This is a genomic window from Actinosynnema sp. NPDC059797 (assembly GCF_042732085.1).
Lineage (GTDB): Bacteria > Actinomycetota > Actinomycetes > Mycobacteriales > Pseudonocardiaceae > Actinosynnema.
Window position 1 is genome coordinate 1 of sequence record NZ_JBHWIE010000052.1, and the last position, 9,760, is coordinate 9,760.

Genomic DNA, 9,760 nt, shown 5'->3' on the forward strand with positions numbered 1-9,760 from the left:
GGGGGGGGCGCCGCGGGCTCCCCCCCACCCCCCGCGCCCCGGCGCCGACCCCCACCACCGTCTACACGGGAGCCGCGCCATGACCACAACCCGCACCGATCCCCGCGACCTGGCACTGCACCACGCGCTGACCCTCGCCGCCCGCGGCTGGCACGTCTTCCCGCTGCGGCCCGGCACCAAGCGCCCCGCCCTGCACGGGCACAAGTCCTGCCCCCGTACCGGCCCGTGCGCGGGCGGCCACCAGGGGTGGGAGCAGCGCGCCACCACCGACCCCGCCCGCATCCGCGCCGCGTGGTCGGTCGCGCCCTGGAACATCGGGATCGCGACCGGTCCCAGCGGCCTGGTGGTGGTCGATCTGGACACCCCGAAGTCGCCCGACGACGTGCCCCCGGAGAGCTGGAACCGCAGGGGCGCGCGGACCGGCGAAGAGGTGTTCCGGCTGCTGTGCGCCGACGCCGGGCAGCCCTTCCCCACCGACCTCTACACGGTCCAGACCGCCCGCGACGGCCTACACCTGTACTTCCGCGCCCCCGAGGGTGTCCGGCTGCGCAACACCGAGGGCGAGCAGGGCAACGGCCTGGGGTGGAAGGTGGACACCCGCGCGTGGGGCGGCTACGTCGTCGGCCCCTGGTCGAGCACCGAACACGGCCAGTACTGGACCACCGACGACAACCAACCCGCCCCGCTGCCCACCTGGCTGGTCCAGCGCCTCACCCCCAAGCCGCCACCGGCCCGCACAGCGCCCAACCTACGCCGCGCTGACCGGCTGCCCGGCTACGTCACCGCCGCCGTAAGGGGGGAGCGGGAACGCGTCGCACAGGCCGTCTCAGGCGCGCACACCCAGACCCTGTACGTGGCCGGGTTCGCGCTCGGGCAGCTCGTCGGCGCGGGAGTGCTGCCCCCGGCTACAGCCGAAGACGAGCTCTACGACGCCGCACACCACATCGTCGCCGGTGACTGCGACTGCACCGACCGGGAAGTCCGCCGCACCATCGGCAACGGCCTGCGCGCCGGCGCTCAACGGCCCCGCGCCCTGCCCGCCACCGCGCGGGGCGCGGCATGACCGCCCCGCACCTGGCCGACCCGCGCACCGAGCTGGTGGCCCTGCACGGCGGACCACAACACCACCGCTGGTTCCACTACCGCGACTGGCTCGCCCGCCGCGACGCCAGCCGACGCGGCCGCTACCACCTCGGACACGCCTGCGCCGCCGAACGCCGCTACCTGCCCACCGACCACCTCACCACCCACCCCGACCCCGCCCTCACCGACCGACACGGACCCGCACGCGTGTGGATCTACATCGACCTCAACCAGTGGTGGCGCTGGGGCCGCGAATACCGCACGCCCGAGGAAACCGGCGCCCACCACGACCTCCCGCTCCATCCGCACCACCAGGCCGCCCCGACCGGCGGCCTCATCGGAAGGACCACGTCATGACCTCTGCCGAACCTGCGAGCACCGGCGCGGCTCTGCTGGACGAGCTGCACGCCGCGCTGACTCGCTACGTCGTGATGCCCTCACCCGAAGCCGCCGACGCGGTGGTGCTGTGGATCGCCGCCACCCACGCCCAACCCGCCTGGGCACAGGCCCCGCGGCTGGTCATCCGCGGCCCGGAAAAGCGCTGCGGCAAGTCCCGGCTGCTCGACGTGGTGGAAGCGACCTGCCACGACCCGTTCATCACGGTCAACTCCTCCCCGTCGGCCATCTACCGGTCCATCACCGAGGACCCACCCACCCTGCTGGTGGACGAAGCCGACACCATCTTCGGCCCCAACACCGGCGGCAACGAGGAAGTCCGCGGCCTGCTCAATGCCGGATTCCAGCGCAACCGCCCCGCCAACCGCTTCGACGTCAACATCAACGCCGTGGTCAGCCTGCCCACCTTCGCCATGGCGGCACTGGCCGGTATCGGCACCATGCCCGACACCATCGAAGACCGCGCCGTGGTGGTCAAAATGCGCCGCCGGGGACCGGGCGAACGCGCCGACCCCTACCGGTTCCGCCGCGACCGGCCGGCCCTGCGCACCATCGCCACCCGCCTTGCCCGGTGGCTGCGCGCCGACCTGCCGGTGCTGGAACAGGCCGAACCGGACATGCCGGTGGAAGACCGCGCCGCTGACACCTGGGAACCCCTGGTCGTGGTCGCCGACCACGCCGGGGGAACCTGGCCCGGCCGCGCCCGCGCCGCCGTCCGGGCGCTGACCGAGGAAGCCGCCGAAAGCGACCAGGGCTCCATCCGCGTCCGCCTGCTCATGGACTGCCGCACCATCATCGGCACCCACACCGCCATACCCTCCGCAACCCTGCTCCACCAACTCCGCGCCGACGTCGAAGCACCCTGGGCCACCCTCAACAAAACCGGCCTCACCGCACCCAGACTCGCCGCGATGCTCCGCGAATTCGACATCACCTCCAACAACGTCCGCTTCCCCGACGGCACCCAATGCAAGGCCTACAAACGCGCCTCATTCGAAGACGCATGGGCACGCTACTGCCCACCTCCCGAAAACACGTCCGACAAGCAGGGTGACGACAGTCAAGGTGGAACCGCCATAGCCGCCTTTCGTCCGAACCTGACCACCGTCACCGGAGGTGCGGCATAGGCGCAATGCAGGCTCCGATTGCCAGTGATGACAAGGGGGACATCATGAGCATCCGTCGGGAAAAGCTCACTGTGGCCGAGTTTTGCAAGGAAATGGGCATCTCCCGTTCCACCTTCTACGAATGGCGTATGAAGGGCCGCGCGCCGCGTTGTAGGAAGTTGCCCAACGGAGAAATCAGGATCAACCGGGCCGACGTGGAGTCCTGGTACGAGGCGCTGGACGAGGTTGCCTGATGTCAACCTCCTACAACGTGCGATTCCAGAAGGTCTACGTCTACCGAGGCAAGCGGAAGGTCACCTACTGGGTTAGGTGGACGGTCGCGGGCGAGCCCTTCAAGGAGAAGTTCGCCAACGACGCCCTAGCCGACAGCTTCCGGTCGGAACTCAAACGCGCCGCAAGCAAAGGGGAAGCGTTCGATACGGGCACCGGACTGCCCGTGTCCATGCGCCGGGCAAAGGAAACGATGGCGTGGTACACGTTCGCGTGTCGCTATGTAGACATGAAGTGGCCCGCCGCCGCCGCCACGTCGCGCCGGAGTATCGCGGAAGCGCTGACCACCGCCACCACGGCCCTGCTGTCCGGGCGCAAAGGAAGGCCCGATGACAAGGAAATCCGGTCGGCATTGTTCAACTATGCCTTCAACGCACCTCTGCGGGCATCCGCCCCTCCGGAGGTGGCCAAGGTGTTGAGCTGGATTGAGCGCAACACCCGTGCCGTGACAGATCTCGAAGAAGCGGAGGTGCTTCGTGCGACGTTGAACACGGTGGCGAGCAAACTCGACGGCACACCGGCCGCGGCCACCGTGGTCAACCGTAAACGCGCGGTCCTGTTCAACGCCCTGGACTACGCGGTGGAGATACGCCTACTGGAGACGAACCCCATTCCCCATCTGAAGTGGAGTCCGCCGAGAGCCGAACGGGAGATCGATCCCCGTGTGGTGGCCAACCCGGTGCAAGCCCGGACGTTGCTGGCTGAGGTTCGCAATGTCCGGCGCGCCGGACCGCACCTGGCAGCCTGCTATGCGCTGACCTACCACGCCGGCCTGCGTCCCGAGGAAGCCGTGAACCTGCGGCGCCGCAACCTCGCCCTGCCCGACACGGGCGAACCGGACGATGCCTGGGGGGAGTTGCACGTCGAGCGTGCAGCGCCGCACGCGGGCAGTCGGTGGACCAACTCCGGGACCACAAGGGATGAACGGGGGCTCAAGCACCGGCCCGATCGCGCGGTGCGCAGAGTCCCCGTGCCGCCCGAGCTGGTGGCGATCCTGCGGGCGCACTTGGAGCAGTTCGGCACCGACGACGACGGCCGGCTGTTCCGCGGGGAGCGGGGCGGTCCGGTTCCGGTGCGGCTGTACGGCGCGGTGTGGCGAACCGCCCGTGAGCGGGTGTTCGTGCCGGAGGTGGCCGCGGGGCCGTTGGTCCGCCGGCCCTACGACCTGCGGCACGCCTGCGTCTCGACGTGGTTGAACGCGGGGGTTGAGCCCACGCGGGTAGCCGAGTGGGCCGGCCACTCCGTGGAAGTGCTGTATCGGGTGTACGCCAAGTGTTTGCACGGTGGTGACGAGGCAGCCAAGCGCAAGATCATGGAGGCCATGCGGTAGCCCGAGCACCGGCAAACTTGGGCAGCTATTGGGCAGAAACGCTCGCAACCGGCCGGACACGGCCGGACACAGCCGGACAGAACAAGATCGGCCCCTCCCAGCGTTGCCGCTGGTGAGGGGCCGATTCACCCGGCGAAAGGTGAGTGCCCCCGGCAGGATTCGAACCTGCGACACACGGTTTAGGAAACCGATGCTCTATCCCCTGAGCTACGAGGGCGCGCCCTGAAGCCTACCGTGTCCCCCCTCGACCTCCGGCCGAAGGGGGTGTCACCCGCCTGGGGGCAGCTTCGTGCACCCCCGGTGAGGTCCGGGGCCTCCGCACTTCGGCTGTCCGGGGGAAGTGGCGCGCACCATCTTCTCCGCCCGCTCCCCGTGGGGTACAGAGAGGGCACCTCACCTCTGACGAAAGCCACTCCATGAGCAGTCGACCCTGGCCCGACCTCAACCCCGGCCCCTTCGGCTCCGCGCGCGCCTGGTGGCGCCGCAACCGCGCCCAGCCGGACGAGTACACGTTCGCGCCCGCCTCGACGACCCACCAGCACCAGTTCGAGTCGCCGCTGCCCAGCGCCGTCTACGGGCTGGACTTCCAGGTCAGGATGACGATCCACTGGCGGGTCGACCTGACCAGCGGCGCGCGCCACAACTCGCCGCGCAACGCGGCCGTCAACGACATCATCCAGCGGGCCAGGGCGTTGACCGAGCGGACCATGCTCGTGCACCACGTCCCGCTCCAGCACCAGCTCGGGGACGAGCTGGCGGCCGAGCGGCAGGTCGACGGCACGCACGTGTGGGCCCGTGCCGACGGGGTGTCGCTGAGCGTCGCGGAGGGTGACCTGGCGGTGGCGCGCAAGCACATCGAGCTGCTGCAGACCAGCGCCATGCGCCAGGCCGAGCGGGACGCCGAGCGCGCCGAGATGAAGTACCTGCGCGAGGAGGTGCTCAGCGACCTGGCCAACGCCACCGTCTGGTGGCTCACGCGCAACGGCTACCAGGTGGAGCAGGCCGTCGCGTTGAGCAGGCACCTCGCGGAGCTGGTGGAGATCGCCTCGGACCGCCGCGACCGGCACTGGGCGGACACCCTGGTCACCAGCTTCGAGAGCGCCCTGCCGCGCCTGGAGGACGGCGACCGCACCGACCTGCGCCTGCACCTGGCCAAGGCGCTGGGCATGTACGGGGGCTCGACCGTGGCCGCCGAGTTCGCCGAGCAGGTGGGCCTGGCCACCCAGCACGAGTTGCCGCAGAGCAACGGGGCGCACCACAACAACGGCGCGCGGCCCCTGCCCTGAGCTCCACAGGGGAGGGAGGGCGAAAAGGCGGAAGACCCCGGTCCCTGGGGGTGGACCGGGGTCTTCCTGCGGACCGGTCTACGAGACGTAGACCTCAAGCTCGTGAACCGAGTATCCGTAACCCGTGGCTCGTTGGATACCCGTCATTCGTACGAATCGTGCCTCACCGGGCGTGAACGGCGCAACGTCGTTCCCGCCGTCGCCCGCGGAGGTCTCGTACGCGGTCCGCCAGGTCGAGCCGTCGGTCGACAGCTCTATGCGATACGCCTTGGCATAGGCCCCTTCCCACGCCAGCACGACCCGGCCGACGCGGCGCACCGATCCGAGGTCCACCCGCAACCACTGGTGGTCCGACCAGTCGCTGGCCCACCGGGTGTCGAGCCTGCCGTCCACCGCGTTCGACGGCGGCGACTCGTACCACCCGCGCTCGTGGCTGCTCGCGGTCGCGACGGCGCCGGCCGCCAGGTTGCGCAGGTCCGTCCCGCGGCGGGACGGGAACTGCACGACCTGCTGGTACGTCGGCCGGTTCTGCCAGTTCACCTCGTCGTGCGTGATGCCGCCCATGGCGCGGTGCACGATGCTGTCCGCGCACCACTGGTCGCCGGCCGCGCACGTGCCGTCACCGGGGTACACCGCCGTGGCGGGCACGGCCGCCGCCGCGCGCAGACTGTCCAGCAGCACCTGGCGGCACGCCGTGAGGTCGCCGCCGCCGCAGTAGCGCCCGCCCAGCGGGCCCTGCACGGAGTCGCCGAGCACGGCCCGCAGGTCCTTGTGCACGTAGCTCCACCAACCGTTCTGGAACGCGGAACCCTTGTGCGGCGTGGTGCCGTTGGGGTCGGACGGCGCCTCGTCCACCTGGAGGGCCCGGGTCAGCTGCCCGTACAGCGCGTCGCCGAGACCGGGCTTGAACTGCGCCTCGACCAGCCGCGGCCACCAGGCGTCCAGCACCCGGATCGCCTCGGCGTGCGCGTACGCCCTGCTGCCGCGCGTGGTCTCCTTGCGCAGCGAGCCGCTCCGCTGCCACTCGCGCAGCTTCGTCACGACCTGCGCCAGCGCCGGGTCGGTCACCGGCGCCGCGTCGAGGACCCGCAGCAGCACCGGCAGCACCTGCTCGGCCCGCAGGTCGGCCACGCCCGCCTCGGCCATCACCCTGGTCAGCGACGCCCGCGTGACCGGCCCCCGCGCGATGAGCGCCCGCACGCGGTCGTCCAGCAGGTCGCCGCGGTGCACCGAGCCCATGCCGTAGCCCGACGCCGAGTAGTCCGGCGCCTGCTTGTTGTTCCAGCTGATGTAGTAGTCCTGGTTCACCGACTGCGGGTGCTGCGCGAACGGCGTGTAGGTCGCCGTGTTGCGGTCGGCGTCCCAGCCCTCCCACTCGTACGCGGCCTCGGCCTTCACCGGCAGGTGCGGGTCGACGGTGCTCTTGCGCACCGGGTTCGCGCCCGAGTTGAAGTACGCGGTGTCGCGGGAGTCCACGTAGAACCAGTTGAACGCGTACCCGACGCGCTCGGCGGCGCGCTGGAAGTCCTGCGCGGACCGGATCGCGTCGGGGTCGTTGAACTCCTGGAACCCGAGGATGGAGTCGACCTCGTGCAGGTACGTCGACCGCAGCGAGGTGTAGGCGACGAACCTGCCGTCCACGCGCGCCCGGCTCTGCACGAGCCCGTACTTGGTCCGGTGCATCACCAGCGTGTACGAGCCGGCGGGCGTCGGGTCGGCGACGGTGGGCTTCCAGGAGTTCTTGCGCTCCAGGCGTTCCATCGGCAGGCACTGGCCGTGGTAGCGGTAGTGCAGGGAACCGGCCGAGGCGGGCGCGCCGGACGGCTCGCACAGCTCGACCGCGTAGGTGTCGGTGATGTCCTGGCCCGCGGACGTCGCGCTCCACGAGTAGTCGAGGCCCCGGCCCAGCTGCACGTACATCGACACGCCCGCGAACGACACGCCGCGCGCCCGCAGCCCCGGGCCGTTCAGCTCCTGGAGCATCAGCAGCTGCGGCGCGAAGTACCCGGTCTGCGGACCCCACACGGCGATCGGGTTGCCGCTGTCGGTGTGCGGTCCGGACACGACCAGCGCGTTGGACATGCCCTGCTTGCGGCTGAGCAGGTCGCGCGGCAGCACGCCGTCGGAGAACAGGCCCTCCAACGCCTTCAGCTCCTGCGGGACGTCCACAGTGGACGCACCAGCGGTGGTCTCGTCGTACACCATCCGCTCGGGCGTCACCGCGCCGCCGTCGGGCAGCGCCACGCCCTGCGGCGCGGCGGGCGTCGTGGCGTACGGGAACCGCTGCCCGTCGTGCAGGGTCAGCACGGCCTCCGGGTCGTTCTGCTCCCGGAAGGACCGCCACACGCGCTCGCCCTCGGCCGCGCCGTACCGGTTCTGCGCGGCGAGCTTCACCAGGGCGTTCTGCACCTCGCCGCCGCCGCCGGCGCCGAACAGGCCGCCGACCACCGCGGCGATGGCGACCAGGTCGGTGGGCTGGAACGGCTTGATGTCGTTCCAGTTGGTGATCGCGTCGGCGTGCCCGGTGAGCACGTACTCGCCGGGGAAGTACCGCCCCTCGACCGCGTCCTCGATGTAGGCGTTGATGCCCGCGACGTAGTCGCGCACGTCCTGCAACGCCTGCGCGCCGCGCGGCCCCTGGGCCGCGACCTGGTCGATCTGGCGCTGGAGGTCGGCCTCGGTGTAGGGGATCTGGCCGTAGAAGCTCTGCTCCAGGGCCCGGTTGCCCTCGGCGCCGCCGGCGAACCCGGAGAGCTGCCCGCGCCCGAGGTGGCGGAACAGGTCCATCAGCCACAGCCGGTCCTGCCCGGCGGCGTACCCGGCGCCGAACTCGGTGCCGGAGCGGGTGGTGCCGGTGATGTGCGGCATGCCGAGCTTCTTGTCGCGCACGATGGTCACGTCCGCGCGCGGCTTGATCGTGCTCTCCACCTGGTCGGCGGGCACGCCGAAGGAGGCGTCGTTGAAGAAGGCGCCCAGTTGCTCGTTGGTGAGGCCGCCGTAGCCGGAGGCGAGGGCGTCGTACTTGCCGAGCTGGTCGGCCGAGTGCGCGGGCCGGGTGCCGAACACCTGGTGGGCGAGGATGTCGGTGAGCGTGGCGTGGCCGTTCTGGCCGGGCGGCAGCACGTCGTGGCACTGGCCCAGGCAGTGGTCGTCGGGCGCGAACGCGCCGGTGCCGGCCTCCGCGACGGGCGCGGCCCCCTCGACGGGCGCGGCCGCCGCGACGGGCGCGACGGGGGGCACGGCGAGGGCGGCGGCCAGTAAGGGCACGACGGCGAGCGAGCGGGCGGCTCTCCGCATGACGCGAAGCTCCTTCCAGGGCGGGGGTCGTGTGACGCACGTTACTCAGAAGTAAAGATTCGCGAAAGTCCTTCGCGTTAGCCTGCGGAAATTACCCTGCGTATCCGCCTGACCTCGCTTTTCGCCTGGCAACTGTCAACGGGCTGTGAGCGTCTGGTTCCGTGGTGAGATAACGGTGAATTAACGTCAGCTTGCGTGTTCGTGCGCGATGCTGGGCGGGTACGAACACGAAACGCCAACGCGGGGAGGCGTCGTGATCAAGGTGATGCTGGCCGACGACGAAGACCTCGTCCGGTCCGGCCTTCGCATGATCCTCAGCAGCGCCGGCGACATCGAGGTCGTGGCCGAATGCGACGACGGGCACCTGGTGGCCGACCTGGCGCGCCGGCACCGCCCGCACGTCGTGCTGCTGGACATCAGGATGCGGTCCTCCGACGGGTTGATGGCGCTGCGCAAGCTGCGCGCCATCCCGGACCCGCCGCGGATCGCCATGCTGACCACGTTCGACGTGGACGAGTACGTGTCGGAGGCCCTGCGCCTGGGCGCCTCGGGCTTCCTCCTCAAGGACACCGAACCGGAACAGCTGGTCCGGGCGGTGCGCGACCTTGCCGTGGGCGGGGCCGTGCTCGACCCGGGCGTGGCGGCCAGGGTGCTGGCCGCGGTGGCGGACGGCGAACGGGCCGCGGAACCCGCGCGCCGGCTGCTGGCCTCCCTGTCCGAGCGCGAGCGCGAGGTGCTGGTCCTGATCGGGCAGGGCATGTCCAACGCCGAGATCGGCGGCACGCTGCACCTGTCCGAGGCGACGGTCAAGGGCTACGTCTCGTCGGTGCTCGGCAAGATCGGCGCGGTCAACCGCGTGCAGGCGGCGCTGGTCGCCTTCCGCGGCGGCCTGATCGCCTGACCCCGGCGTGGGGCGGCCGGGGGGGCGCCCCCCCCCCGGCGGCCCCGGCCACCCCCCCCGAGCTCGGGAC

General features: G+C 71.0%; 8 protein-coding genes and 1 tRNA gene. 7 read left to right on the top strand and 2 right to left on the bottom strand.

The window, feature by feature from the left end; genetic code table 11:
* The first annotated feature begins 79 nt into the window (after positions 1–79).
* From ACFV4N_RS15885 to ACFV4N_RS15905, 5 genes are read left to right on the top strand one after another with little or no spacing between them, the layout of a single operon-like run.
* Complete coding sequence (locus tag ACFV4N_RS15885) at positions 80–1,063, top strand: bifunctional DNA primase/polymerase (RefSeq protein WP_499673260.1); 984 nt, start codon at positions 80–82, stop codon at positions 1,061–1,063.
* A complete protein-coding gene (locus ACFV4N_RS15890) occupies positions 1,060–1,440 on the top strand; it encodes a hypothetical protein (RefSeq protein ID WP_499673261.1) in 381 nt (126 codons plus the stop codon). Before ACFV4N_RS15885 ends, ACFV4N_RS15890 begins: the two co-directional genes overlap by 4 nt.
* The gene (locus ACFV4N_RS15895) at positions 1,437–2,606 is read left to right on the top strand and encodes a DUF3631 domain-containing protein (protein WP_499673262.1); all 1,170 of its coding nucleotides are present in this window, start codon (positions 1,437–1,439) and stop codon (positions 2,604–2,606) included. Before ACFV4N_RS15890 ends, ACFV4N_RS15895 begins: the two co-directional genes overlap by 4 nt.
* Before the next feature lie 44 nt (positions 2,607–2,650).
* On the top strand, positions 2,651–2,839 hold the full coding sequence (locus ACFV4N_RS15900; protein WP_499673263.1) for a helix-turn-helix transcriptional regulator: 189 nt from the start codon (positions 2,651–2,653) through the stop codon (positions 2,837–2,839).
* Positions 2,839–4,206 (top strand): tyrosine-type recombinase/integrase, encoded by a 1,368-nt coding sequence (locus ACFV4N_RS15905; RefSeq protein WP_499673264.1) that lies wholly within the window; start codon positions 2,839–2,841, stop codon positions 4,204–4,206. Before ACFV4N_RS15900 ends, ACFV4N_RS15905 begins: the two co-directional genes overlap by 1 nt.
* Positions 4,207–4,350: 144 nt before the next feature.
* Here ACFV4N_RS15905 and ACFV4N_RS15910 read toward each other — a convergent pair.
* Positions 4,351–4,423: transfer RNA gene (locus ACFV4N_RS15910), tRNA-Arg, on the bottom strand.
* 199 nt (positions 4,424–4,622) lie between these two features.
* Between ACFV4N_RS15910 and ACFV4N_RS15915 the strand changes: the two genes are divergently transcribed.
* The gene (locus ACFV4N_RS15915; RefSeq protein WP_499673265.1) at positions 4,623–5,492 is read left to right on the top strand and encodes a hypothetical protein; all 870 of its coding nucleotides are present in this window, start codon (positions 4,623–4,625) and stop codon (positions 5,490–5,492) included.
* 78 nt (positions 5,493–5,570) lie between these two features.
* On the opposite strand, the gene ACFV4N_RS15920 is transcribed toward ACFV4N_RS15915, so the two are convergent.
* Positions 5,571–8,789: a penicillin acylase family protein gene (locus ACFV4N_RS15920; protein WP_499673266.1), complete on the bottom strand. Its 3,219-nt coding sequence runs from the start codon at positions 8,787–8,789 to the stop codon at positions 5,571–5,573.
* A gap of 253 nt (positions 8,790–9,042) precedes the next feature.
* Between ACFV4N_RS15920 and ACFV4N_RS15925 the strand changes: the two genes are divergently transcribed.
* On the top strand, positions 9,043–9,690 hold the full coding sequence (locus tag ACFV4N_RS15925) for a response regulator (RefSeq protein ID WP_499673267.1): 648 nt from the start codon (positions 9,043–9,045) through the stop codon (positions 9,688–9,690).
* The last annotated feature ends 70 nt before the right edge of the window (positions 9,691–9,760 follow it).